The sequence below is a fragment of the Enterobacter sp. Y17 genome, assembly GCF_019730495.1.
Lineage (GTDB): Bacteria > Pseudomonadota > Gammaproteobacteria > Enterobacterales > Enterobacteriaceae > Enterobacter > Enterobacter asburiae_B.
This window is the reverse complement of record NZ_JAASKP010000001.1, coordinates 2,072,539-2,097,280: the sequence shown is the minus strand read 5'-3', so window position 1 is coordinate 2,097,280 and position 24,742 is coordinate 2,072,539. Positions and strand designations below refer to the sequence as shown.

Sequence of the window (24,742 nt, the reverse complement as noted above, 5' to 3'; positions counted from 1 at the left end):
GCTGACGGATCATAGACATAAAGGTGTTTGATTTATGGCGGTTTTTTGAGCGTCGCAGAGAAAGATTTACCGTTGGGCCTGCAAAGGGTATCTTACGCCGCTGTTTAAAGGAGAATGCCATGACTGCCCAAAAGCCGGGATTGCACCCGCGAAATCGCCACCGCAGCCGCTACGACATGAACGCGTTATGCCTGAGCTGCCCGCCGCTGCAGGACTATCTTGTTCTGACCCCAGCGGGTGAGCCCTCGGTTAACTTTGCCGACCCGCAGGCGGTTAAAATGCTGAACAAAGCCCTGCTGGCGCATTTTTACGGTGTGGCTCACTGGGATATTCCGGAAGGCTTTCTCTGTCCACCCGTGCCGGGCCGCGCGGATTACGTTCATCACCTTGCCGACCTTCTTGCCGAAGGCAATGAGGGTGTCGTGCCACAGCAGGCCACCATTCTGGATATTGGCACCGGGGCGAACCTGATTTACCCGCTGATCGGGGCGCATGAATATCAGTGGCGCTTTACCGGAAGCGAAATCGGTGACGAGGCTTTTGCCAGCGCCCAGGCGATTATCAGCGCTAACCCGGGATTAAGCCGCGCCATTCGCCTGCGTCGTCAGAAAGATGCAGGGTCGATCTTCAACGGCATTATTCACAAAAACGAAAGCTATGACGCTACGATGTGCAATCCGCCGTTCCATGATTCGGCGGCATCGGCCCGTGCGGGCAGCGAGCGCAAGCGCCGTAACCTCGGTCAGGCTGAAGATGCCGCGCTGAACTTCGGCGGACAGCAGCAGGAGCTCTGGTGCGACGGGGGCGAAGTGGCGTTTATCCTGCGCATGATTGCGGAAAGCAAACAGTTTGGCCGTCAGGTGAAGTGGTTCACGACGCTGGTTTCCCGCGGGGATAACCTGCCGCCGCTCTACCGCGCGCTGACCGAAGCGGGCGCCGTAAAAGTGGTGAAAAAAGAGATGGCGCAGGGCCAGAAACAGAGCCGCTTTATCGCCTGGACGTTTATGGACAACAACAAACGTCGCAAATAGAACTCCGTCGTAGGCCGGGTAAGGCGAAGCCGCCCCCCGGCAACCAGGTTACAGCGTCGGCTCCTGCGGCGGGAGCGGCGATGCGGGCGGCGGCAATACCTGATAGGTCTGCACGGGCATCCGCACGTTCGCCAGATCGAAGTGTTTTTTCACCATGCTGTCGAGGGCAAAGCGCACCGTCCACTGCTTCAGCGGCTGGGTGGTGAACGACACGCGCAGGGTAAACGCCGTGTTCGTCAGCCCGACGATGCCGGCAAATGACGGCTCTCCGATCACCAGCCCGCGGATATCCTCCATCTCCATCAGTTCTTCTACTGCATCGCGCAGCGCCTGCTTCGCTTTATCTGCATCCTCGTGGCGATCCACATCATAGTTCGCCACAACGGAACCAATCCCGCGCACAAAGTTGGCGAAGGTGGTGATCGAAGACCAGGGGATGATGTGGTAGGCCCCGGTGTCCTGACGCACGCCAACCGAACGGATGGACATCCTCTCCACGGTGCCGGTTAACGGCCCGATGGTCACCAGATCGCCCGTGTTCATCCCGTTCTCAAACTGGATAAAGATGCCGGTAATAATATCCTTCACCAGCGTTTGCGAACCGAAGGAGATGGCCAGCCCCAGGGCACCGGCACCCGCCAGCAGCGGGGCAATATTCACGCCGATTTCCGACAGCACAATCATAATGGTGATGGTGCTGATAATTACCGCCAGCGCGTTGCGGAACAGGGTTAACAGCGTTCTTGCCCGCGCGCTGGGCAGGGGTCTGCCGTGAATATCCGATACCAGGCGGTTCTCAATAAGGCTCGCCAGCAGCGTCCAGCCGACGGCGGAGAAGAAGAGAATCAGCGCGATGCGAATCAGGATGTCGACCGTTTTTTCACCCGCACCGTTGTGCAGCCAGTTCCAGAAATCAAACAGGCTCCACGCATTCAGAAGCAGCATAATCGCCACGCAGACGGTGAGAATGCGCGCCACTTTGAGCGATACCGACATCCAGCCGTTTACCCGTTTTTGCAGTTCCGGGTAATTACGCTGCACCTGCGGCGACAGGGTGATGGTTTTCGAGATCCATCGCGACAGCAGCCCCGACACAAAGGCCGCGATGCCGATAATGGCCAGGCTTTTGAACGTCGCCCCCATCATAAATTTCAGGCTATTGCCCGGGTCAAACAGCGAGAAGAAGCACAGCACGATGAAGTAAGCGCTTGCCAGCCAGTGCCACACCAGGGCGAACGCGCGAATAAAGAGGCTAAAGAACGAGAGGGAGCGATCGGCCAGATTCAGCAGGCTTTGGGTAATGGTTTTTTTGTTGTGGAAGATCAGATACAGCGACCAGACGGTAATGCAGATCATGATTAGGACGTTTGCCAGCGCGCCAAACTGGACGTTCACCTGGTTGGAGATGATCGGCACGGCAACCAGCAGACCGTAGCCAATCAGCCCGCTGAGCACGCTCAGGCGCAGCGCCCAGTACTTCGCGCTCGCATCCCGAATGGAGAAAGGCCGCAGCTCCGGCACGTGCGGACAAAAGAGTAACCGCAGCAGCGCCTTGAAGAACTCAATCAGGGCAAAGGCATTCAGGAAAAGCGACTGCTGGAAGGCGATGGTTTTGTTGCCTGCATTCAGCCTGTCGGCCAGCATCTGGCCTAAAAACAGCGTCAACGCCAGCAGCATTAAATCAATGATAAACGCTGAGGCTATCATCAAAGGCAGGTGCAGCCAGCTGCTTTTATGCTGATTCTTCCTGCGTCCCCATTGCCCCATTTTGCGGTACAGCGGCCACGCGCACAGACGCACCAGCCAGTAAAAAAGAAATACCGCACCCGCCAGCATCAGGAACTGCATGGCGGCGGCGGTAAACGTTTGCGGGTTAAACGGCTTGTGCGGGGAGCCAATCAGGTTGCGGTACAGCTGAGCGAAGCGTGAGGAGAGCGCTTCTCCATAGTGGCGGCTCACGTCGGTGACGTTTTCCAGCACCGTTTTTTGCTCCTCAACCTGCGGCGGGGTGAGGGTTGGCACCGACTCCTGCGGCGGCGTGGCGGCGGCTTTGCGCAGCTGGCCAATGAGCTCCTGCCGGGAGGTATCGTTTTCAAGGACGTCGGCAAGCGCACCGTAGGCGGCTTTTTTCTGTTCAACATCGGGTTCCGGAGGCGACGTATTTTGCTGGGTCGCAGGGGTTCCGGTGGTCACGCCGGGGATCGCGACGGCGAACGAAGGCGCACTAAACAGGCTAATCAACAGCAGCAGGATCCACGGCACGGCGTCCTCCGGTGAAAATGTCGAACAAAATGATAAGTATAGAAGTCGGGGCGAGGAGGGGGATTTTTGGGAACAATCTGGCGTAAAAAAGCCGGGCAAGCCCGGCTTAGCGTAAAGCGATGGATCAGGAGACGTGCTGCAGGAACTCCTGCAAACGCTGGCTCGGCGGGTTCGCAATCAAGTCCTGCGGGTTACCGTCTTCCGCGATACGGCCTTTATCAATAAAGATCAGGCGGGACGCCACTTTTTCGGCAAAGCCGATTTCGTGGGTTACGATAACCATCGTCATCCCTTCTTCCGCCAGATCCTGCATGACTTTCAGCACCTCGTGGCGCAGCTCCGGGTCGAGTGCGGACGTAGGCTCATCAAACAGCATCATTTTCGGTTTGACCGCCAGGGCGCGGGCAATCGCCACACGCTGCTGTTGACCGCCGGAGAGCTCGGAAGGGAAGTGGTGCGCACGTTCTGCCAGGCCGACTTTCGCCAGCAGATCTTTTGCCAGCGCTTCCGCCGCCGCTTTGCTGGCACCGCGCACGCGCAGCGGGCCAAACATCACGTTTTCCAGCGCCGTCAGGTGCGGGAACAGGTAGAACTGCTGGAACACCATGCCCGCTTCCTGACGAATCAGACGGTCGTCCACTTTTGGGTCGTTTACCTTCAGGCCGTCGACGATCAGATCGCCGCTGGTGATCTCTTCCAGCTTGTTGATGCAGCGCAGCAGGGTGGATTTACCGGAGCCGGATGGCCCAATAATCACCACCACTTCACCCTGTTTTATGTTCAGATCGATATTGTGCAGCACCTGGGTTGGGCCAAAGTGCTTGGAAACGTTTTTAAATTCAATCACAGGATTTTCATCCTTCTTTCAAGACGACGCAGAACGAAGCTCAGAACCAGAGTAATGATCAGGTAGACAACGGCTACCGCACTCCAGATTTCCAGCGCGCGGAAGTTGCCAGCAATGATCTCCTGCCCCTGGCGGGTCAGCTCTGCCACGCCGATAACAATGAACAGCGACGTATCTTTAATGCTGATGATCCACTGGTTACCGAGCGGCGGCAGCATGCGACGCAGCGCCAGCGGCAGAATAACGTGGCGGATCGTTTCGCGACGAGAAAGACCTAGCGCCAGACCGGCTTCACTGAAACCTTTATGAATCGACAGCACCGCACCGCGGGTGATTTCCGCAATGTAGGCGCCTGAGTTGATCATAATGGTGACGACGGCTGCGCTGAACGGGTCGATGCGCAGGTCGGTGAACGCCATAGGCAGGGCGAAGTAGATGAACATGACCTGCACGACAATAGGCGTGCCGCGGATCACTTCGATGAAAACCAGTGCGATGTGGTTTGCGATCCAGCCGCCGTAGGTGCGGGCGAAACCGGCGACAAGACCGATAATCAACCCACCAACCAGACCCAGGACCGAAATCCACAGGGTCATTTTAGCGCCTTCAAGCAAGAGTGGAATGGCAGGCCAGATGGCGCTCCAGTCAAACTGCATGATAATTTCCTGTTACTGTTACCGTGTTTCAAAAATAGCAGGGGCGAAAGGTCGCCCCCGAGTGAACGTCATTTTTACGTCTTATTATTTAGGCTCGGTACCGAACCATTTTTTGTAGATTTCGTTATAGGTGCCGTTCTCTTTCAGCGTTTTCAGCGCGCCGTTAACTTTCGTGCGCAGGTCGTCGCTGCCTTTCGGGAACGCGATACCGTACTGCTGCGCTTCCAGAGACTCGCCAACGGCTTTGAACTTACCGTTACCGGCTGTCTTGATGAAGTACAGGATGTTAGGCGTGTCGTGCAGAACAGCGTCAGCACGGCTGGTGCCGAGTTCCATGTACGCGTTGTCGATGTTCGGGAACTGACGCAGGTCTTTGGTTTTGATATTTGCTTTCGCGTAATCAACAGAACCGGTGCCGCTCTTCACTGCCACCACTTTGCCGTCGAGATCTTTCACGCTTTTTACGTCGTTATTATCGGCTTTGACCATGACCAGCAGGCCGCTTTTGTAGTAGCCGTCAGAGAAGTCGATCGCTTTTTTACGTTCATCGGTAATGGTGATGCCTGCCAGTGCCAGATCAACGTTTTTGGTTTGCAGTGCCGGGATGATGCCGCTGAAGTCCATAGGCTTCAGGGTGTAATCCAGCTTGAGTTCTTTTGCGACAGCGGCCCACAGATCCACATCAAAACCAACGTATTTATCACCCTGTTTGAATTCAAACGGAACGAACGCCGTGTCGGTCGCCACAACCAGTTTGTCGGCAGCCTGAGAGGACACTGCAAAAGCCAGGGTAAGTGCAGCCAGTGAAACTTTTAATACAGACTTCATAGCATTTCCTTTTATATCCACGGGGCGATCCCCTGCGAGAACAGGTGGCACAATGAAAAAATCGTGCCAACTTTACAAGCTATTGTTTTGCAAAGGGGATGATGTCATGCATTGCACAATAAATGGGGCAATGAGGCTTTATTGCACCAAAGTGGAGCACCGTTTTGGTGCGCTTCGTTTGGCTCAACTGACGGGGAGATATTTAGCGTAAATTCTGACGAAAAAACAATCTTCCGTTAACGGTTGTGTGAGGTGATTATTACATTTCGTTCACTTTTGCAGGTGTGCAGACAAAAACTGTGCACCATAGATGTGCAAAACCCTCACCGGAGGGCGAGGGTTTGATAGAAAATTCGTATGAATTATTCGATGTTAGATTCGATAAACCACAGGAACTGGTCCAGGTCGCGGGAGGCGGCAGTGAAAATGTCTGCGGTATCTTCGTCTTTGGCTTCGCCGATCGCTTTGCGCACGTCATTGGCCACAATCGCGTAGCGGTCCGCCAGCTCTTTCAGGTGATCCTGAACGGTATGGATATCCAGCGGATAACTCTTCAGTGGCGTTTTGCTGTTGATCACCTGCGTGGTACCCAGCGCCACGCCGCCTAACTGAACGGCACGTTCAGCCATCGTATCGAGGTGGGTCACCAGTGCTGTGCGGAAGCCATCCAGCATTTCATGAACGGCAATAAAGTTTGCACCGCGCATATTCCAGTGGGCCTGTTTGGTGATCAGCGAAAGATCGATGAACTGGATCACCTGGCGATTCAGCAACTCAATGGTCGCCTTTTTGTCGCTATCCGATACATCGTTACGGGTATAAAGCAGATTAGACGCTTTCGTTTTCACCAGTTTAGCGGTACTCATAATCTCATATCCTCTTGATGTTTATGTCCCAGGTAATTACGGAACTAAGTATAGCACCGGATTTTTTCTCTGCGGTTTGGCTGTGCCTATCGGTTTAATAGCGAGAAGTGGCTTGTGAATTTAATTCATTGAAATAAATGGGTAATTTTAAAATTGATACAGATCAATCTTAATTGCTGGATGGGGATGTAAACGCAGAGGGATATTTCGAAAATAGAACAAAGTGTGTAAGAAATTATAACGTCTGTCTTTCTGGCCTTTATTCTGCATGGCGTGGAAGCCATGCAGAATATATGGCCTTAGCTGATATCCACTTTCTCAACTTTAGGTTCCGGGCGCATGGTGAGCGTCGAGCCCATTGATGCCGCGATAATCGAGCAGAGCGCCAGAGTCTGGGTCAATGTCAGGGTTTCGCCGAGAAACACCATTCCGGAAATGGCGGCTAGCGCAGGCTCCATACTCATCAGGGTGCCAAATATGCGCGTCGGCAGACGCGTAAGGGCAATCATCTCCAGAGAGTAGGGGAGTGCGGTAGAGAGAATCGCGACCGCCAGCCCGATGGGCATGACGGACCATTGCCAGATAGATTCGGTCGCCTGCGCCATGCCGATAGGCACGAAGACGATGGCTGCGATCAGGGAACCTAACGCGACGGTCGCCGGACCGTGCTCTTCTCCTGCACGCTGGCCCGTAAGTATATAGACGGCCCAGCAGGCGCCAGCACCCAGCGCCAGGGCTGCGCCCGTCAGATCGATCTCAGCGACGCTCTGGCCCAGCGGCAGCAGGAACCATAAGCCCAGAACGGCTAACACAACCCAGATAAAATCGACCGGACGTCGCGAGGAGAAAAGCGCCACCGCCAGCGGGCCGGTAAACTCCAGCGCGACGGCGATCCCCAGCGGTATCGTCTGAATAGAGAGGTAGAACAGATAGTTCATTGCCCCGAGGGAAAGTCCATAAAACAGCAGGGGTAAACGCTGCTCCTTTTTGAAGCGCAGACGCCAGGGTTTGAAAATGACCACCAGTATCGCCGTGCCCAGCACGATACGCAGGGCAGTCACGCCTGGCGCACCAACCAGCGGGAAAAGTGATTTTGCCAGCGAAGCACCGCTTTGAATGGACAACATGGCAATGAGTATGACTGCCACCGGCAACCAGACCGACGACGTGCGGGATAACCCAGGCATCCTTTCTCCTGTCAGCTTATGTCAAATGAGGTAAAGGTTGCAGTGTAAAGGAAATAAGCGGCAACGGTTGAGGCGCTGTTGAAAAAAAACCGTGTCAAATCCGTAAAATGGTTAAGCGCTGGTGGATTTATCGCCTGATAGATTAGGAATAATCTGGATGAATGTAACGGCGCGTACGCGCAATATGCGCATTTAGTAGTGAAAATTGCATGTGATTTGAAAGAGATAGCTGATGCTGGAAACGTTCTGTTACAGGAAAGGTTTCATTAGACATCACGAATCACAAAGAGTTTCGCAAAATTTTTTGATATATTTAAAACTTACGGACTTACTTGAAGCACATTTGAGGTGGTTATGAAAAAAATTGCATGTCTTTCAGCACTGGCCGCTGTACTGGCTGTTTCCGCAGGTACCGCTGTAGCTGCTACTTCTACTGTTACTGGTGGTTACGCTCAGAGCGACTATCAGGGCGTGATGAACAAAGCTAACGGTTTCAACCTGAAGTATCGCTACGAGCAGGATAACAACCCACTGGGCGTGATCGGTTCTTTCACCTACACCGAGAAAGATCGTTCTGAAAACGGCGCATACAACAAAGGCCAGTACTACGGTATCACCGCTGGTCCAGCTTACCGTCTGAATGACTGGGCGAGCATCTACGGTGTTGTAGGTGTTGGCTACGGTAAATTCCAGCAGACTGAAAACCAGAGCGAAAGCCGCACTGCAAGCAACAGCGACTATGGCTTCTCCTATGGCGCAGGCCTGCAGTTCAACCCAATCCAGGACGTTGCTCTGGACTTCTCCTATGAGCAGAGCCGTATCCGCAACGTTGACGTTGGCACCTGGATCGCGGGCGTAGGTTACCGCTTCTAATCACTCCGGTGAGCTAATAAAAAAATCCGCCCAATGTGGCGGATTTTTTTTTGTCTTTTCCCTCTCCCTGTGGGCTGAGGAATTCCCAGTAATTTTTTTAACCTGTAGCGACGAATGTTGCGTCAGGAAAATGAATGGTTTACAGCGATGCCCTGGTCCGGCTGTAAATCGCTGAGGCGTTTGCCTTCCGGCCGGGGCGAGGCGCAGGGATGCGCCGAGAGGGCGGGCTTTACAGGGATGTTACCTCCGCCCGTCCCCGATAAGCCGGAAGGAATAAGACGAGGACACCGCGAAGCGGCGATTTACCGCCGGGAGCCCGGGTCGCCTTGGGGTGGCGACTGAGCCACCCTGGCACGTTCACAAGCCATGTCGTTAAAGAGTAGCAAGGAACATAAAGTGAACGGAATGACCACAAGAGCCGTATGTTCCCCCTCACCCCATCCCTCTCCCTCAAGGGAGAGGGAGCCGACTGTGCTGATATTATTTTGTGGGGATCCCTCAGCCCACAGGGTGAGGACATCGGACCGCTACTTACTCTTAATATCGAAAATATCCGTACCCAGATGGTTGTAGTCAACTTTCTGTAACTTGAAGTTGGTAACGTACACTGGGGGAGCTTTCTTGTTAGAGACAAACGGGTAAGCCGTTTTTATCTGCTCGGCTGTAATCCCCGTCCACTGCGAGAAGAACTGCAGGAAATCATTTGCCGAACGGCGCGCTTTAATCACGCGATGCGTTTTATCGTCGCTCGACAGCACCATAAACGGCACCTGGAAGTTCTGCTGGAACTTGTCATCGTGCGCCAGGTACTGCACCTCTTTACCACGCTCTTTAAACGCCAGTCCGTGATCCGAGAAATAGACCATGGAGAAGCTGTCGCCCGTATTGCGTAGCTGATCGTACAGCTTGCTCAGCAGCTCATCGGTTTGCGTCATGGTGTAGAGATAGCAAGAGGTCTCTTTAGACTGGACGAACTCAGCGTATTTCCCGCCGGTCCGATCGCAGGCCTGCGGGTGCGATCCCATCAGGTGCAGGACGATCAGCTGAGGCTGGGTGCGCGGAGTGGCGAAGACCTGTGCCGTCATTTTCAACAGAGCTTCGTCTTTGGTATTTTTGTCGGCTTCAAAGTCGCCGTTCTTCAGGAACTGCACTTCGTCGGCACGTTTGGCGATACTGGCGATGGCCGTATCGTATTCGCCAATTTGCCCCTGATTGGAGAACCACCAGGTCTGATAACCCGCGCGGTTTGCCAGGGTGACAAAATTATCCTGATACTGGGGTTTGCCGTCGACGACACGGTTTAGGGTCAGGCCGAGCGATTTCTGCGTCGAGCCGCTGGCCGCGACATAATCGGTAAACAGCGTGCCTTTAACCGAACTGGCAAACGGTGTGTTATCCCAGTGTCCGCCGAAGGCTCCCATTGCATCGCGACGGGCACTTTCCCCAATCACCACCACATAGGTGTGATACTTCGGCTTAACGGCCAGCACGTTCCAGGTGTCTTTCATATTGGAAAGCTCAGCCATGCGCGCCTGTTCGTCGAGAACCTCTTTATTATTGACAACGACGTCTTTCACGAAGCGGAAAACCGGATAGCCGATATTTATGAGCCTTAGCTTACCGTCCCAGGGAATATTCTGGATGGGGGCGACAAAGGCCACGGCAACGCTGAACACCAGACAGAGTATTTCGATCTTACCCCAGGATTTTTTCTCGCCCGGCTGACGGCGGATGGCGATAACGCCCAACGCGAAGATAAAGATCCCGACCACGTAGCTGTACCACGGGAAGATCGTCAGGATCTCCGTTGACTCTTCCATATTGGTCGAGTGCAGCGCCAGCAGGGTATTAAAGTTTGGCGCGCCGTAAGCCTGACCAAACGGGAAATAGAGTGCAGCGACCAGCGAGCAGATCCCGATTAACGCTTTTTGCACGCGCGGTGCGGTTCGCCACAGCACATGCAAAACGCAGGTGAAAGCCACCGCGTAGAGCAAACTAAAGGGATAACCCAGCGCAAAGTTAATCAGTAATGACTGCAAAAAGTAAAAACCCGTCCACGGGCTTAAGGCCCGGCTGCGGGTCACAACGGTATCTATCAGGGTTACATTCATAGGTCACTATCATGGATGAAAACGCCATGTGCTCACCCTGGCGTCAAGGGTCATAACCTGCCTGACAGTGCGTGGAGAGGGAATGAGGGTCCGCTTCAGCGAGCCGCAAATTGTGCAGGGCTGCAAGAAGATAGTGCGAGCGCTAAATAATATCAACAGTTGCTAAGCAGATGTTTTGCGAAGGGGACTGCAAATCCGTAAAAAAGATCGGGAATAAGGCGGCTGGGAGCCAGTTTACAGCGAGATTGTGACGGGAAAATGAAGCGGCGTACCGCAACGCCGCTTAGTGGGAAGGTTTGTCGTCCTGATGCGGTTTGTTGTTAAACATATCGCACAGCATGTTCAACAGCATTAAGCGCACTTTAAAGGGAGAGTGGGTAAACACGGTCATGCACCTCTTGAATTCGTTCATAAGACCTCCTGAGTTTTGATCCCTTCGATCCGTGAAGGGTGACTGCATTACATACAGATATAGCACAGGCTATATTGTATAGCTATGGCTATTTCGTTAATTTTTTGTGCTTGCGGAGCTATGGTTTACAATGTGCGCTCTCGAATCCGGGCGCTGGAAGCGTCACCCCACTGAGGAAGTACAATGAACCGTCGCGCAGGTCATCCGACAATGAGGAAAACGACGCAACTGGTGAATGTTGAAGAACATGTCGAAGGTTTTCGCCAGGTCCGTGAAGCGCACCGGCGTGAACTGATTGATGATTATGTTGAACTCATTTCCGATCTGATTCGTGAGGTTGGTGAAGCGCGCCAGGTCGATATGGCCGCCAGGCTGGGGGTTTCACAGCCAACTGTCGCTAAAATGTTAAAACGTCTGGCCTCCGTGGGCTTAATTGAAATGATCCCCTGGCGCGGTGTTTTTCTGACGCCGGAAGGGGAGAAACTCGCGCAGGAGAGCCGCGAGCGCCATCAGCTTGTCGAGAATTTTTTGCTGGTGCTGGGCGTCAGCCCGGAAATCGCCCGCCGGGATGCGGAAGGCATGGAACACCACGTCAGTGAAGAGACGCTGGTGAAGTTTCGCGAATTTACCCTTAAATATGGTCCCTCCGCTGAATGAAAATCCCCGGACTGCAGGCCCTGGCACGCGATCGTTTCTTCCATCTCTTATTAATCATTGGCGCAGCGTTAAGCCTCTTTGTGCCTTTTGCGCCACACGCCTGGCCCGCCGCAATTGACTGGCGCACCATCATTACCCTGAGCGGCTTGATGATGCTCACCAAAGGGGTCGAGCTGAGCGGCTATTTTGACGTTCTGGGCCGTAAAATGGTGCGCCGCTTTGTCACCGAGCGCAGGCTGTCCCTGTTTATGGTGTTCTCCGCCGCGGTGCTGTCGACGTTTCTGACCAACGATGTGGCGCTGTTTATCATCGTACCCCTCACGCTCACGCTGCGTAAGCTGTGCGAGATCCCCGTCAGCCGGCTGATCATCTTTGAAGCGCTGGCCGTCAATGCGGGCTCGCTTCTGACGCCAATCGGCAACCCGCAAAATATCCTTCTGTGGGGACGGTCCGGGCTGTCGTTCGCCGCCTTTACCTGGCAGATGGCCCCTCTGGCGCTGGTGATGATGCTGTCGCTGATGGCGGTGTGCTGGTTCGCGTTTCCGGATAAAAAGCTGCAGTATCACAGCGGCACAACCGGCCCGCAGTGGCAGCCGCGCCTGGTGTGGAGCTGTCTCGGGTTATACATCGTCTTTCTGTTCGCGCTGGAGCTGAAGTATGAGCTGGCGGGCGTCCTGCTCGTTGCCGCAGGCTTTGTCGTCCTGGCGCGTCGCGTGCTGGTGAGCGTGGACTGGACGCTGCTGCTGGTCTTTATGGCGATGTTTATTGATGTGCATCTCCTTATCCAGCTTCCGGTGCTGCAAAACGTTCTGCACAGCGTCAGCACGCTGTCTCAGCCGGGACTGTGGCTGGCGGCGATTGGCCTGTCGCAGTTTATCAGCAACGTACCGTCCACCATTCTGCTGCTCAACTATGTTCCGCCCGATACGCTCCTGGCCTGGGCGGTGAACATCGGCGGGTTTGGGCTGCTGCCCGGCTCGCTGGCAAACCTGATTGCCCTGCGTATGGCCAACGACCGTCGTATCTGGTGGCGTTTCCACGTCTGGTCGATTCCGATGCTGGTTTGGGCCGCGGCGATCGGTTTCGGAATATTCCTTCTCATATAGTGCGCAATTTGTCAGTTTTTCCTGGCAAACGTATAGCAACGTCCTAGCTTTAGTGAACGGCATAGTGTGATGCCGCTCACTGACAGGACCGTTGCTGAACTATGGCTGAAGATCAAAACCCGCCTGCTGACGAGCAGGACAAAAACAATAATGAGCGTAAGCGCCCGGGCAAGAAACCGTTAATTATCCTCGGCATTGTCGTGGTGGTGATGGTCGTCGTGGCGCTGGTCTGGTGGTTTTTAACCCGTAACGAAGAGACGACCGACGACGCCTTTACCGACGGCGACGTGGTGACGATTGCCCCCAAAACGGCGGGCTACGTTACCGAGCTGCGCGTGCGCGATAACCAGCGCGTGAAAAAGGGCGATCTGCTGGTGGTTATCGATCCGCGTGACACCACCGCGCAGCGCGATCAGGCTCAGGCCCAGCTTGGGCTGGCTATCGCGCAGCTGCATCAGGCGCAGGCACAGCTGGCGCTCTCGAAGGTGCAATATCCCGCCCAGCGTGACGAAGCCAAAGCGCAGGTGCTGAAAGCGCAGGCCGATCTGGCGAACGCGCAGGCAGAGTACCGTCGTCAGCGCGGCGTCGACCCGCGTGCGACCACTCAGCAAAGTATCGATTCCGCGAACGCACAGCTGCGTAGCGCACAGGCGGGGCTGGCCAGCGCTCAGGCGCAGCTGGAAGTGGCAGAGCAGGTCCAGCTGCAAATCCGCCAGCAGGAAACCAACGTTGAAGCGCGCGAGCGTCAGGTCGATCAGGCTAAAGCGCAGCTGGAAACGGCCAACCTTAATCTCTCCTATACCGAAGTCCGCGCCCCGTTCGACGGCGTCGTCACCAAACGCAACGTACAGCCCGGCACGCTGGTGCAGGCGGGAACGGCGCTGTTCTCGCTGGTTTCCCCGAACGTGTGGGTGGTCGCGAACTTTAAAGAGTCGCAGCTCGAGCGCATGAAGCCGGGCGATAAGGTCACCGTGTCCGTCGACGCGTGGCCGGATATGGAGCTTGAGGGCCACGTCGACAGTATCCAGCAGGGCAGCGGCTCGCGCTTCTCCGCCTTCCCGGCAGAAAATGCCACCGGTAACTTTGTCAAAATTGTGCAGCGCGTGCCGGTCAAAATCGTGATTGATAAGGGCCTGGATCCAAACAAACCGCTGCCGCTGGGGCTGTCGGTTGCACCGAAGGTGACGGTGGAATGACGGATCACAGCCACGACAGCTGGAAACCCGCCAGCAATCCGTGGGCGGTGGCGATTGTCGTCACCCTGGCGGTATTCATGGAAATTCTGGACACCACCATCGTCAACGTGGCGCTGCCCCACGTGGCAGGCTCGCTCTCGTCCAGCTATGACGAATCTACCTGGGTGTTAACCAGCTATCTGGTCGCGAACGGCATCGTGCTGCCCATCTCGGCGTTTCTGAGCCGGGTGTTTGGCCGCAAGCAGTTCTTCCTGATTTGCATCGTGATGTTTACCGTCTGCTCGTTCCTGTGCGGGATTGCCACCGAGCTGTGGCAGATCATCCTGTTCCGCGTGATGCAGGGCTTTTTTGGCGGCGGGCTGCAGCCCACGCAGCAGTCGGTGCTGCTCGACTACTTCAAGCCGGAGGACAGGGGCAAGGCCTTTGGTCTGTCCTCCATTGCGATTATCGTTGCGCCGGTGCTCGGCCCGACGCTGGGCGGCTGGATCACCGACAACTATTCCTGGCGCTGGGTGTTCTTTATCAACATTCCGGTGGGGATTGTCACGGTGCTGGCGATCTACCAGCTGCTGGAAGATCCGCCGTGGGAGAGTAAATCAAAAGAGAAGCTGACTATCGACTGGACGGGGATCGGCCTGATCGCGCTGGGGCTGGGCTGTCTGCAGGTGATGCTCGACCGGGGAGAAGATGAGGACTGGTTCTACTCGAACTTTATCCGCACCTTCGGCGTGTTGACGCTTGTCGGCATTATCGGCGCCATCTACTGGCTGGTGTATGCCAGAAAGCCGGTGGTGGATCTGCACTGCATGAAGGACCGCAACTTTGCCATCTCCAGCCTGCTGATGGCGGGGATGGCGATGATCCTGTACGGCAGCTCGGTGGTGATCCCGCAGCTGGCGCAGCAGGACCTGGGCTACACCGCTACCTGGTCGGGGCTGGTGCTGTCGCCCGGCGCGGTGCTGATTGTGTTAACCATTCCGCTGGTGCTGAAGCTGATGCCGGTGGTGCAGACGCGCTGGATCATCGCCTTTGGCTTTACCTGTCTGGCGGTGTCGTTCTTCTGGTCGCGAACGCTGACGCCGGATATCGACTTCGAAACCCTGGTGCTGTTCCGCAGCGCCCAGTCGATAGGGTTGGGGTTCCTGTTTGTGCCGCTCACGACGATTGCGTTTATCTCAATACCGAGGCGGCTGAATGCCGATGCGGCGGCGCTGTTTACCATGTTCCGCAACGTAGCGGGCTCGATTGGCATATCCCTTTCGACGGCGGCCATCACCGAACGCGCCCAGGCGCACAGCGCGCACCTTGCGTACCACGCCTCGCCGCTTAACGAGCAGTTCCAGCAGGCGATACGCGAAAGCGCCCGGGCGATCCAGAACTTCACCACCCAGGTGGGCGACCCCACCGGCATCGCCACCGGACGCATGTACCAGACCATGATCGAGCAGTCGCGCATCCTGGCCTACATCGACGTCTTCACCATTCTGAGCGCGGTGGCCTTGTTACTGATTCCGTTTTGTTTGTTGCTCTCGCCGGTTAAGAGCGAGGGGAGTGCAGGAGCACATTGATGATACACAGACGTTTACACCCCCTGATGATAATGATGCTGCTGGCGGGCTGCGCCGTCGGGCCTGACTACCAGCAGCCTGCGCCGCCCGCCGTTACGCACTGGAACGATAAGGGCGACAGCGCGGTGAAATCGCAAACTACTTCCGCTGCGACCAATCCGCGCTGGTGGAAGACCTTCGGCTCGCCGCAGCTCGACAGCCTGGTTGAGCGCGCCATCGCCGGAAACCTGACGCTGCAGCAGACGGTGCTGCGCATCGCCGGGGCGCGAGAGCAGATTAACCAGGCGGGCGGGGCGTTTTATCCGTCGGTGAACGGCAATCTGCAGGCGACGCGCCAGCAGCTTGGCCTGGAAGGAGAGCTGAAATCTCATGGCGTGTATGACCAGGTGGATAGTATTGATCCCAACCTGAAGGGCGCGCTGGGGCCGCTGACGCAGCCGATTAACCTCTACCAGGGCAGCTTCGACGCCCAGTGGGAAATCGACCTGTGGGGCAAGGTGCGTCGTCAGGTGGAAGCCGCCGAAGCGCAGCAGAAAGCGGCTATCGAGCAGCGTAACGACGCGCTGGTGTCGCTGGAGGCCGAAGTGGCGCGCGCGTGGCTCCAGCTGCGCGGGGCGCAGAGCATTATCGCCACGCTGAACACCCAGATTAAAAGCGCGCAGCAGACGCTGGATCTCACCGAAAGCCGCCAGCGGGGCGGGCTGTCGCCGCAGATGGATGTGGAAAATGCCCGGGCGCAGTTAGGCAACCTTGAGGCACAGCTTCCGCAATATCAGGCGCAGGAGCGGCAGGCGATGAACGGCCTGGCGATCCTGCTCGGCAAGCCGCCAGGGGCGCTGGATGCGGAATTGCAAAGCGTGCAGCCGATGCCAGCCCTGCCGGATATCGTGCAGACCGGCATTCCGTCCACGCTGGCGCGACGCCGTCCGGACGTGCGCGAAGCGGAGGCGAACCTCCACGCCGCGACGGCGCAAATTGGCGTCTCGGTGGCGGAGCTGTTCCCGAGCTTTACGCTCTCCGGGCAGTTTGGCCTGCGCAACAGCGAAACCAACTGGCTGACCGACTGGAGCAGCCACTTCTACAGCTTCGGCCCGCAGGTCTCCATTCCTATCTTCCAGGGCGGTCGACTGGTCTCCAGCGTCAAGGTGGCGCGCGCGCAGCAGGGGGCGGCGGTGCTGGACTATCGCCAGACGGTGCTGACCGCGCTCGGCGATGTCGAAAACGCGCTGGTGAGCTATCGCACCGACCAGCAGCGTGAAGCGGGTCTCGCAAAAACGATCGACGCCCTGCAAAACGCCTTTGACCTGGCAAGCGACAGCTACCGCCAGGGGATTGCCAGCTTTATCGACGTGCTGGACGCCCAGCGTCAGCTGGCGCAGGCCCAGCAGCAGCGCGCACAGGCGCAGGTGCAGAGCGCGCTCGATCTGGTGGCGCTCTACAAGGCCCTCGGCGGCGGCTGGGAGCCGTATCAGCAGGTGCAGTTACCGAACTACAGCGTCTTTGGCGACGCCCCGCGCGGATAAATTCAGAGGATTGGGCAAGAAACGGACAGGAACACCACATTCGCGATGGCTGAGGGGCGGGTATAACTATCGGGTACCCAATCGACATGCGAGGAATAACTTATGCGTTATCAAAAACTGGGCAACACCGGTCTGTTTGTTTCTGAACTGTGCCTCGGCACCATGACCTTCGGCGGTGAGGGCGGCATGTGGGGCAAGATTGGCCAGCTCCAGCAAAGTGAAGCCGAGCAGCTGGTGGGCCGCGCGCTGGATGCCGGGATCAACTTTATCGACACCGCGGACGTTTACTCGGAAGGACGCTCGGAGGAGATCACCGGGCAGGCGCTGAAAAACCTGAAGATCCCACGCGAGAACGTGGTGGTCGCCACGAAAGTGTTCGGCGAAACGGGAACGGCAGGGGTGAACTCGCGCGGCAGCTCGCGCTATCACATCATCAGCAGCGTGAAGGAGAGCCTGCGCCGCCTGCAGCTCGATCATATCGATCTCTACCAGCTTCACGGCTTCGACCCCGCAACGCCGATTGAAGAAATGCTCTACGCGCTGGATAACCTGGTGCAGCACGGCCACGTGCGCTACATCGGCGTCTCGAACTGGGCGGCGTGGCAGATTGCCAAAGCGCTCGGTATTTCTGAACGTCTTGGACTGGCGCGTTTCGCGTCGCTGCAGGCGTATTACACCATTGCCGGGCGCGATCTTGAGCGCGAGCTGGTACCGATGATGCAGAGCGAAGGCGTCGGGCTGATGGTCTGGAGCCCGCTGGCAGGCGGTCTGCTGAGCGGAAAATATGGCCGCGACGGTCAGAGTGAAGCCGGCGGTCGTCGTCTGGAGTTTGACTTCCCGCCGGTGAACAAAGATCGCGCCTTCGACTGCGTGGACGTGATGCGCACTATCGCCGAAAGCAAGGGCGTCTCCGTCGCGCAAATCGCGCTGGCGTGGCTGCTGCATCAGAAAGCGGTGACCAGCGTCATCATTGGGGCGAAACGCGTCGAACAGCTGGACGACAATATCGCCGCGACCGGGATCCGACTGAGCGAAGACGAACTCAAGCAGCTTGATACGGTGAGCGCGCTGCCGCGCGAATACCCGGGCTGGATGCTGGAGCGGCAGGGGGAATATCGCCGCAATCAGCTCGCGCAACAATAACCTTCCTTGCCCCGGTAGTGCATCGCTAACCGGGGCTTTTTTTCCCGCATTGCTCACAAAAAACGATCCTCCTCTTTGATCCCCATTTCATCTTCGCCTATATGACTAGTCATGAAATTTTAAATGACTAGTCATATAGGGAGAGAGCATGAACAATTCGCTGCCGGCCAATTTTTTATGGGGCAACTCGGTGTCCAGCATGCAGACGGAAGGCGCATGGAACGAGGGTGGGAAGGGGATGTCGGTTTACGACATTCGCGAAGCCGGGGAGAACGTATCCGACTGGAAAGTCGCGACCGACTCCTACCACCGCTACCGGGAAGATTTCGACCTGATGCAGGATCTGGGCATGAACTGCTACCGCTTTCAGATCTCATGGAGCCGCGTCTGCCCGCAGGGCGACGGCGCGTTCAACGACGAAGGCATCGCGTTTTACGACCGCTTTATTGACGATCTCATCGCCCGCGGCATCGAGCCGATGGTCTGCCTGTACCATTTCGATATGCCGCTGGCGCTGGCGCAGGAGTACAACGGCTTCAACGACCGCCGCGTGATGGAGGCCTTTATCCGCTACGGCAAAAGGATGATCGACTGCTATGGCGACCGCGTGAAGTACTGGCTGACCTTCAACGAGCAGAACATTTTCCATATGCCTGAAGCGTTCCGCATTTCCGGCTATATGCACGGTGAGAAAACCCTGCGCGAGCTGTACGAGCTGCAGCATCATACGATGGTGGCGCACATGGCGCTGACCGAGTATCTGCACCAGACCAGACCGGGCCAGCTGATGGGCGGCATGCTGGCGCACCAGCTGATCTACCCGGCCACCTGCAAACCGCGCGATATCTTCTGCGCCCAGCAGTACGACGAATTCCTCAACCAGAACCTGCTGCGCGTCTTCGCAGGGCAGGGCTACAGCCCGGCGGTAATGGCGGTGGTGGAGCAGGAGGGCTTTGGCGATATCTACCGCGCCGAGGATTTAGCGCTGCTGGAGCGCACCAGAAACGACTATATGGCCTTCAGCTACTACGCCAGCAAGACGCTGGACAGCGATGCGATCCCGGAAGGCACGCCGGTGAACTATTACCTGCTGCACGGCGAGAAAAACAATCCGTACCTGAAGGCCACCGAGTGGAACTGGCAGATCGATCCGCTGGGCTTTCGCACCATCATCACCCGCTACGCCAACGACTGGCGGATGCCGGTCTTCCCGATCGAAAACGGCATCGGAGTGATTGAGTCCTGGGACGGCGTGAACCCGATTGAGGACACCTACCGCATCGACTACCACCGGGCGCATATCAATGCCATGAAGGAGGCGATGTTCGAGGACGGGGCAGAGGTCATCGGCTACCTCGGCTGGGGGTTAATCGACATTCTCAGTTCCCAGGGCGACATGCGTAAGCGCTACGGCGTGGTCTATGTCAACCGTGAAAACCACGACCTGAAAGATCTGAAGCGCGTGCCGAAGAAGAGCTACGCGTGGTTAAAACAGGTTATCCATACCAACGGACGCGAGATGTAAGCCGTACGCTGCCGGGCCGTTTTTGTGACTGATTGATGGGAACTATCCGCTATGTCTGAAACAAAAATAACACCGCACATGCAGTCTTTTGTCGACAAATTTGTTGAGTTCTCGGCGCGCCTGGCAAACCAGGTGCACCTGCGCTCCCTGCGCGACGCCTTCGCCACGGTGATGCCCATTTTCATCCTCGCCGGTCTGGCGGTGCTGGTGAACAACGTGGTATTTCCGTGGATTTTTCACGGCGACACGCTCGCGCAGTTTAAGGTATGGGGCGAGGCGATTATCAACGGCACGCTGAACATCGCCGCGCTGCTGCTGGCCCCGATGATTGCCTGGTCGCTGGCGCGCAACAAAGATTTCGACAATCCGGTCTCGGCAGTGGTTATCGCCGTCAGCAGCTTCATCATCATGATGCCGATGCGCCTGCAGATTACGCCCGTCGGCAGCGATGCTGCGGTGAACGTCACCCAGGTGCTGACGTTCACCAATATTGGCTCAACCGGGATTTTCGCCGGGGTGCTGATCGGGTTGCTCTCAACGGAACTGTTTATCGCTATTTCGCGGCTGAAGGCGCTGCACATTTCCCTCGGGGAAAACGTGCCTCCGGCGGTGAGCAAATCCTTTACCGCGCTGATCCCGACCATCCTCACGCTCTCTCTTTTCGCGGTGCTGGCGGCAGTGCTGGCAAACGTGCTGCACACGGACCTGATCCATCTTATTACCACCTTTATCCAGCAGCCGCTGCGGCTGATTAACACCAGCCTGCCGGGGACGATTTTCATCTACAGCTTCGGTAACTTCCTGTTCACGCTCGGTATTCATCAGTCAGTCGTTAACAGCGTGGTGCTGGAGCCGTTCCTGCTGATCAACACCAACGAGAACATGCTGGCCTTCGCCAACGGTCAGCCCATCCCGCATATCATCAACAACATCTTCGTGCCGACGTTTGGCATGGTGGGCGGCACGGGCAGCACGATCTCGCTGCTGATCGCCATCTTTATCTTCTCCCGACAAAAGTCGGCGAAGCAGGTGGCGCGTCTGTCGCTGGCGCCCGGTTTATTCAACATCAACGAGCCGGTGATCTTCGGCCTGCCGATCGTGTTTAACCTGCCGCTGATGATCCCGTTTGTGCTGCTGCCCGCCATCGGCATTTACTTCGCCTGGCTCTGTACCACGCTGGGGTTAATGTCGCGCTGCGTGGTGATGATCCCGTGGACCACGCCGCCCATTCTCAGCGCCTGGCTGGCCACGGCAGGGGACTGGCGGGCGGTGGTGGTGCAGTTGGCAATCATCGTATTTGGTGTATTCTTCTACCTGCCTTTCCTCAAGATTGCCGAGAGAGTGGCGTTGAAAAACAGCGGGATAGAAAACTAACTGAAAGGAAGAACGATGGCGGCGAAGTACATCACCATAGCGCGGGAAATTAAGAAACGCATTATCAGCCAGCAGTACGCCGCCAACGAACCCCTGCCTGACCAGTTTGCGCTGGCGGCGGAGTTCAACTCCAGCCGGATGACCATTCAGCAGGCGATGCGCCAGCTGATCGTCGAAGGTCTGGTCTATACCCGCCAGGGCCAGGGCACGTTCATCCGCAAAAACTTCCTTCAGCTCTCGCAGTGGGACCTCTCCGGCAGCGACTATTTTGGTGCGACCAAAACCTGGGCGCATCTGGGCACGGTGACCAGCCGGGTGGTGCATTTCGAGCTGCGCTTCCCGAACGAAAAAGAGCAGGCGTCGCTGATGATTAACGCCGATGCGCCGATCTATGACTTCGTTCGCCTCCGTCTGCTGAACGGCGAACCGATGTCGCTGGATTCCACGGTGATGCCGATGAATCTGGTGCCGGGCCTGACGAAAAACCATCTTGAAGGTTCAGTGTTCCAGTACGTGCAGGAGACGCTGGCGCTGAAAATTATGGGGTCGTATCGGGTGGTGCGGGCGCTTAAGCCCAACGCGCTGGACAGGGAGCATCTGGTCTGCGAGCAGACAGATCCCGTCCTGGAAGTGGAGCAGGTGATTTATCTGGAGGACGGCACGCCGCTGGAGTATGCCCACTGCCACTATCGGTACGACCACGGCGGGATCGTGATCGTGAATAACGGATAAAAAAAAGCGGGCAACGAGGCCCGCTTTTTTAATGCTTCGCTATCAGTTCAAACGCACCGGCATACCGGAGCGGTTCTGCACGGCCTGGTCAACAATCGCCGTTTCTACGTCTGGCTGAGAAGTCACCGCCTGCACCGCGCTGTTCAGCGTAACAGGGACGATTTCGTTGTTGTTGATCTGGTCTTCGCTGGTGGACAGCGGGTTGTGCACTTCGATGTAGCGGCTGCCGTCTGGCTCAGAGGTCGCCTTCACCGGTTCGTTGATGAACTGCACGCGCGTACCGACCGGCACGTTTTCGAACAGGAATTTGATGTCGTCGTTACGCAGGCGCACGCAGCCGTGGCTTACGCGCAGGCCGATACCAAAGTTGGCGTTGGTACCGTGGATAGCGTACAGGCGGCCAATGTACAGCGCGTACAGACCCATTGGGTTATCCGGACCTGCCGGTACAACGGCTGGCAGCGGTTCGCCCGCAGCGATATATTCCGCGTGCATTTTGGCAGTCGGCGTCCAGGTTGGGCCCGCTTTCTTACGCTCAACTTTGGTGGTCCAGTTCATTGGGGTGTCTTTACCCAGCTGGCCGATACCGATTGGCAGCACGATAACGGTGTTGGTGCCTTTCGGGTAGTAATACAGACGCATTTCGGCGCTGTTAATCACGATACCTTCATGAACGGTATCCGGCAGGATCAGCTGCTGTGGAATATTCAGCACGGTACCCGCTTTCGGCAGATACGGGTCAACGCCCGGGTTCGCTTCCAGCATGTTAGACAGGCCCAGCTGGTACTGCGCAGCGAAATACTCCAGTGGCTGAGAGTTACCTTCTGGTACCGTCACAACCTGGTTCTGGCCTACCAGACGGCTACCGTCGGTTGGCAGGGGATACGTCACCGCAGACGCGGTCTTACAAAAACCTACTACGGCTAACGCCGCCGCAAAAAGCGTTGTTAATTTCATGTTCATGTTGTGCGAGGTATCTAAGCCATTCTGGCGATGAGTTGATAAGTCTGAATCTGTGATGGGAGCGCATTATATGTGCATTCCCGCTAACAGGGAATTCAGATGTGTACGAAATCACATTTTTTTCGATTTTGTTAAAGTTTAGTGGATTGCCGCAACACGGGATCTCAATTCGGAATTGTGGCATAATGCCGTGTTTATCACACTTTTCGCAGGAATCTCCCCGTGTTAGTTACCAGCAACGTCACTATGCAGTTTGGCAGTAAGCCGCTGTTCGAAAACATTTCCGTCAAATTTGGCGGCGGCAACCGTTACGGCCTGATTGGTGCCAACGGTAGCGGAAAATCCACCTTTATGAAGATCCTCGGCGGTGACCTGGAGCCGACGCTAGGTAACGTATCGCTCGACCCTAACGAGCGTATCGGTAAGCTGCGTCAGGATCAGTTCGCCTTCGAAGAGTTCACCGTGCTCGACACCGTGATCATGGGGCATGGGGAACTGTGGGAAGTGAAGCAGGAACGCGATCGCATCTACGCGCTGGCCGAAATGAGCGAAGAAGACGGCTATAAAGTGGCCGATCTGGAAACGCAGTATGGCGAGATGGACGGCTACTCTGCGGAAGCGCGCGCGGGCGAGCTGCTGCTGGGCGTAGGCATTCCGGTTGAACAGCATTACGGCCCGATGAGCGAAGTTGCGCCAGGCTGGAAGCTGCGCGTGCTGCTGGCACAGGCGCTGTTCTCTAACCCGGACATCCTGCTGCTCGACGAACCGACGAACAACCTGGACATCGACACCATCCGCTGGCTGGAGCAGACGCTGAACGATCGCGACAGCACCATGATCATCATTTCGCACGACCGTCACTTCCTGAACATGGTCTGTACGCACATGGCGGATCTGGACTACGGCGAGCTGCGCGTTTATCCGGGCAACTACGACGAGTACATGACGGCGGCTACCCAGGCGCGTGAACGTCTGCTGGCGGATAACGCCAAGAAGAAAGCGCAGATTGCTGACCTGCAGTCCTTCGTCAGCCGCTTTAGCGCCAACGCCTCTAAGTCGCGTCAGGCGACCTCGCGTGCCCGTCAGATCGACAAAATCAAGCTGGACGAAGTCAAAGCTTCCAGCCGTCAGAACCCGTTCATCCGCTTCGAGCAGGACAAGAAACTGTTCCGTAACGCGCTGGAAGTGGAAGCCCTTGAAAAAGGCTTTGAGAACGGTCCGCTGTTTAAAAAATTCAACCTGCTGCTGGAAGTGGGCGAGAAGATTGCCATCCTCGGCGCCAACGGCGTGGGTAAATCCACCATGCTGAAAACCCTGGTCGGCGAACTGCAGCCGGACAACGGCACCGTGAAGTGGTCTGAAAACGCGCAGATTGGCTACTACGCGCAGGACCATGAATATGAGTTCGAAAACGACCTCACCGTCTTCGACTGGATGAGCCAGTGGAAGCAGGAAGGCGATGACGAGCAGGCGGTACGCAGCATTCTGGGTCGTCTGCTGTTCAGCCAGGACGACATCAAAAAGCCGGCTAAGGTGCTCTCCGGTGGTGAGAAGGGCCGCATGCTGTTCGGCAAGCTGATGATGGAAAAACCAAACATCCTGGTGATGGACGAACCGACTAACCACCTGGACATGGAATCTATCGAATCCCTGAACATGGCGCTGGAGATGTATCAGGGTACCCTGATCTTCGTCTCTCACGACCGTGAGTTCGTCAGCTCGCTGGCGACCCGCGTGATCGAAATTACGCCAGAGCGCGTGGTGGACTTCACCGGTAATTACGAAGATTACCTGCGCAGTAAAGGTATCGAGAACTAAAAAAAAGCCGGGTGGCGGCTTCGCCTTACCCGGCCTACGTTCTGTTCCCTCTCCCCGTGGGAGA

General features: G+C 56.5%; 21 protein-coding genes. 12 read left to right on the top strand and 9 right to left on the bottom strand.

Features of this window, described 5'->3' with window-relative positions:
• Nucleotides 1–119 precede the first annotated feature (119 nt).
• On the top strand, nt 120–1,031 hold the full coding sequence (gene rlmF, locus HCH49_RS09870; protein ID WP_221702613.1) for a 23S rRNA (adenine(1618)-N(6))-methyltransferase RlmF: 912 nt from the start codon (nt 120–122) through the stop codon (nt 1,029–1,031).
• Nucleotides 1,032–1,079: 48 nt separating this feature from the next.
• On the opposite strand, the gene ybiO is transcribed toward rlmF, so the two are convergent.
• From ybiO to rhtA, 6 genes are all read right to left on the bottom strand, one after another.
• The gene (ybiO, locus tag HCH49_RS09865; RefSeq protein WP_221702612.1) at nt 1,080–3,293 is read right to left on the bottom strand and encodes a mechanosensitive channel protein; all 2,214 of its coding nucleotides are present in this window, start codon (nt 3,291–3,293) and stop codon (nt 1,080–1,082) included.
• Between the two features lie 124 nt (nt 3,294–3,417).
• Nucleotides 3,418–4,140, bottom strand: coding sequence for a glutamine ABC transporter ATP-binding protein GlnQ (glnQ, locus tag HCH49_RS09860; RefSeq protein WP_087822220.1), 723 nt, complete (start codon nt 4,138–4,140; stop codon nt 3,418–3,420).
• Nucleotides 4,137–4,796: a glutamine ABC transporter permease GlnP gene (gene glnP, locus HCH49_RS09855; protein ID WP_003858462.1), complete on the bottom strand. Its 660-nt coding sequence runs from the start codon at nt 4,794–4,796 to the stop codon at nt 4,137–4,139. The genes glnQ and glnP overlap by 4 nt, the downstream gene beginning before the upstream one ends.
• A gap of 84 nt (nt 4,797–4,880) precedes the next feature.
• Nucleotides 4,881–5,624 (bottom strand): glutamine ABC transporter substrate-binding protein GlnH, encoded by a 744-nt coding sequence (gene glnH / locus HCH49_RS09850; protein ID WP_033144999.1) that lies wholly within the window; start codon nt 5,622–5,624, stop codon nt 4,881–4,883.
• A 362-nt stretch (nt 5,625–5,986) separates the two neighbouring features.
• Complete coding sequence (gene dps / locus HCH49_RS09845; RefSeq protein ID WP_010428924.1) at nt 5,987–6,490, bottom strand: DNA starvation/stationary phase protection protein Dps; 504 nt, start codon at nt 6,488–6,490, stop codon at nt 5,987–5,989.
• Between the two features lie 299 nt (nt 6,491–6,789).
• Nucleotides 6,790–7,677, bottom strand: a complete 888-nt coding sequence (rhtA, locus tag HCH49_RS09840; RefSeq protein WP_023334998.1) for a threonine/homoserine exporter RhtA — start codon at nt 7,675–7,677, stop codon at nt 6,790–6,792.
• A 354-nt stretch (nt 7,678–8,031) separates the two neighbouring features.
• On the opposite strand from rhtA, the gene ompX reads away from it, so the two are divergent.
• The gene (gene ompX, locus HCH49_RS09835) at nt 8,032–8,550 is read left to right on the top strand and encodes an outer membrane protein OmpX (protein ID WP_023310884.1); all 519 of its coding nucleotides are present in this window, start codon (nt 8,032–8,034) and stop codon (nt 8,548–8,550) included.
• Between the two features lie 527 nt (nt 8,551–9,077).
• Here ompX and HCH49_RS09830 read toward each other — a convergent pair.
• Nucleotides 9,078–10,661, bottom strand: coding sequence for a phosphoethanolamine transferase (locus HCH49_RS09830; protein WP_221702611.1), 1,584 nt, complete (start codon nt 10,659–10,661; stop codon nt 9,078–9,080).
• Between the two features lie 283 nt (nt 10,662–10,944).
• Nucleotides 10,945–11,073 carry a manganase accumulation protein MntS gene (gene mntS, locus HCH49_RS09825; protein WP_014831181.1) on the bottom strand — a complete coding sequence of 43 codons (129 nt, stop codon included), beginning with the start codon at nt 11,071–11,073 and terminating at the stop codon, nt 10,945–10,947.
• A 183-nt stretch (nt 11,074–11,256) separates the two neighbouring features.
• Between mntS and mntR the strand changes: the two genes are divergently transcribed.
• The 9 genes from mntR to HCH49_RS09780 all read left to right on the top strand — a co-directional run bounded on the left by mntR (nt 11,257) and on the right by HCH49_RS09780 (nt 21,897).
• Nucleotides 11,257–11,730, top strand: coding sequence for a manganese-binding transcriptional regulator MntR (gene mntR, locus HCH49_RS09820; RefSeq protein WP_023310887.1), 474 nt, complete (start codon nt 11,257–11,259; stop codon nt 11,728–11,730).
• Nucleotides 11,727–12,836: an anion transporter gene (locus HCH49_RS09815; protein ID WP_221702610.1), complete on the top strand. Its 1,110-nt coding sequence runs from the start codon at nt 11,727–11,729 to the stop codon at nt 12,834–12,836. The genes mntR and HCH49_RS09815 overlap by 4 nt, the downstream gene beginning before the upstream one ends.
• A gap of 101 nt (nt 12,837–12,937) precedes the next feature.
• Entirely contained in the window at nt 12,938–14,032 is a 1,095-nt protein-coding gene (locus HCH49_RS09810; RefSeq protein WP_032661279.1) for an HlyD family secretion protein, read from the top strand.
• Nucleotides 14,029–15,600: a DHA2 family efflux MFS transporter permease subunit gene (locus tag HCH49_RS09805; RefSeq protein WP_167818300.1), complete on the top strand. Its 1,572-nt coding sequence runs from the start codon at nt 14,029–14,031 to the stop codon at nt 15,598–15,600. Before HCH49_RS09810 ends, HCH49_RS09805 begins: the two co-directional genes overlap by 4 nt.
• A complete protein-coding gene (locus tag HCH49_RS09800; RefSeq protein WP_047648299.1) occupies nt 15,600–17,123 on the top strand; it encodes an efflux transporter outer membrane subunit in 1,524 nt (507 codons plus the stop codon). The genes HCH49_RS09805 and HCH49_RS09800 overlap by 1 nt, the downstream gene beginning before the upstream one ends.
• A 102-nt stretch (nt 17,124–17,225) precedes the next feature.
• The gene (locus HCH49_RS09795) at nt 17,226–18,266 is read left to right on the top strand and encodes an aldo/keto reductase (RefSeq protein ID WP_214579141.1); all 1,041 of its coding nucleotides are present in this window, start codon (nt 17,226–17,228) and stop codon (nt 18,264–18,266) included.
• Nucleotides 18,267–18,414: 148 nt separating this feature from the next.
• On the top strand, nt 18,415–19,791 hold the full coding sequence (locus HCH49_RS09790) for a glycoside hydrolase family 1 protein (protein WP_221702609.1): 1,377 nt from the start codon (nt 18,415–18,417) through the stop codon (nt 19,789–19,791).
• A 51-nt stretch (nt 19,792–19,842) separates the two neighbouring features.
• Nucleotides 19,843–21,165 (top strand): PTS sugar transporter subunit IIC, encoded by a 1,323-nt coding sequence (locus tag HCH49_RS09785; protein ID WP_143347347.1) that lies wholly within the window; start codon nt 19,843–19,845, stop codon nt 21,163–21,165.
• 15 nt (nt 21,166–21,180) lie between these two features.
• The gene (locus HCH49_RS09780; RefSeq protein ID WP_087822225.1) at nt 21,181–21,897 is read left to right on the top strand and encodes a GntR family transcriptional regulator; all 717 of its coding nucleotides are present in this window, start codon (nt 21,181–21,183) and stop codon (nt 21,895–21,897) included.
• Nucleotides 21,898–21,939: 42 nt separating this feature from the next.
• On the opposite strand, the gene ldtB is transcribed toward HCH49_RS09780, so the two are convergent.
• Nucleotides 21,940–22,860, bottom strand: a complete 921-nt coding sequence (ldtB, locus tag HCH49_RS09775) for a L,D-transpeptidase (RefSeq protein WP_029740604.1) — start codon at nt 22,858–22,860, stop codon at nt 21,940–21,942.
• 222 nt (nt 22,861–23,082) lie between these two features.
• Between ldtB and HCH49_RS09770 the strand changes: the two genes are divergently transcribed.
• Nucleotides 23,083–24,678, top strand: coding sequence for an ABC-F family ATPase (locus HCH49_RS09770; RefSeq protein ID WP_039261438.1), 1,596 nt, complete (start codon nt 23,083–23,085; stop codon nt 24,676–24,678).
• Nucleotides 24,679–24,742 lie beyond the last annotated feature (64 nt).

Bases quoted from the DNA above. Each gene is read 5' to 3' on its own strand.
- rlmF (WP_221702613.1), top strand. From the start codon at position 120: ATGACTGCCCAAAAGCCGGGATTGCACCCGCGAAATCGCCACCGCAGC.
- glnP (WP_003858462.1), bottom strand. From the start codon at position 4,796: ATGCAGTTTGACTGGAGCGCCATCTGGCCTGCCATTCCACTCTTGCTT.
- glnH (WP_033144999.1), bottom strand. From the start codon at position 5,624: ATGAAGTCTGTATTAAAAGTTTCACTGGCTGCACTTACCCTGGCTTTT.
- dps (WP_010428924.1), bottom strand. From the start codon at position 6,490: ATGAGTACCGCTAAACTGGTGAAAACGAAAGCGTCTAATCTGCTTTAT.
- rhtA (WP_023334998.1), bottom strand. From the start codon at position 7,677: ATGCCTGGGTTATCCCGCACGTCGTCGGTCTGGTTGCCGGTGGCAGTC.
- ompX (WP_023310884.1), top strand. From the start codon at position 8,032: ATGAAAAAAATTGCATGTCTTTCAGCACTGGCCGCTGTACTGGCTGTT.
- HCH49_RS09830 (WP_221702611.1), bottom strand. From the start codon at position 10,661: ATGAATGTAACCCTGATAGATACCGTTGTGACCCGCAGCCGGGCCTTA.
- mntS (WP_014831181.1), bottom strand. From the start codon at position 11,073: ATGAACGAATTCAAGAGGTGCATGACCGTGTTTACCCACTCTCCCTTT.
- mntR (WP_023310887.1), top strand. From the start codon at position 11,257: ATGAACCGTCGCGCAGGTCATCCGACAATGAGGAAAACGACGCAACTG.
- HCH49_RS09815 (WP_221702610.1), top strand. From the start codon at position 11,727: ATGAAAATCCCCGGACTGCAGGCCCTGGCACGCGATCGTTTCTTCCAT.
- HCH49_RS09810 (WP_032661279.1), top strand. From the start codon at position 12,938: ATGGCTGAAGATCAAAACCCGCCTGCTGACGAGCAGGACAAAAACAAT.
- HCH49_RS09805 (WP_167818300.1), top strand. From the start codon at position 14,029: ATGACGGATCACAGCCACGACAGCTGGAAACCCGCCAGCAATCCGTGG.
- HCH49_RS09800 (WP_047648299.1), top strand. From the start codon at position 15,600: ATGATACACAGACGTTTACACCCCCTGATGATAATGATGCTGCTGGCG.
- HCH49_RS09795 (WP_214579141.1), top strand. From the start codon at position 17,226: ATGCGTTATCAAAAACTGGGCAACACCGGTCTGTTTGTTTCTGAACTG.
- HCH49_RS09790 (WP_221702609.1), top strand. From the start codon at position 18,415: ATGAACAATTCGCTGCCGGCCAATTTTTTATGGGGCAACTCGGTGTCC.
- HCH49_RS09785 (WP_143347347.1), top strand. From the start codon at position 19,843: ATGTCTGAAACAAAAATAACACCGCACATGCAGTCTTTTGTCGACAAA.
- HCH49_RS09780 (WP_087822225.1), top strand. From the start codon at position 21,181: ATGGCGGCGAAGTACATCACCATAGCGCGGGAAATTAAGAAACGCATT.
- ldtB (WP_029740604.1), bottom strand. From the start codon at position 22,860: ATGAACATGAAATTAACAACGCTTTTTGCGGCGGCGTTAGCCGTAGTA.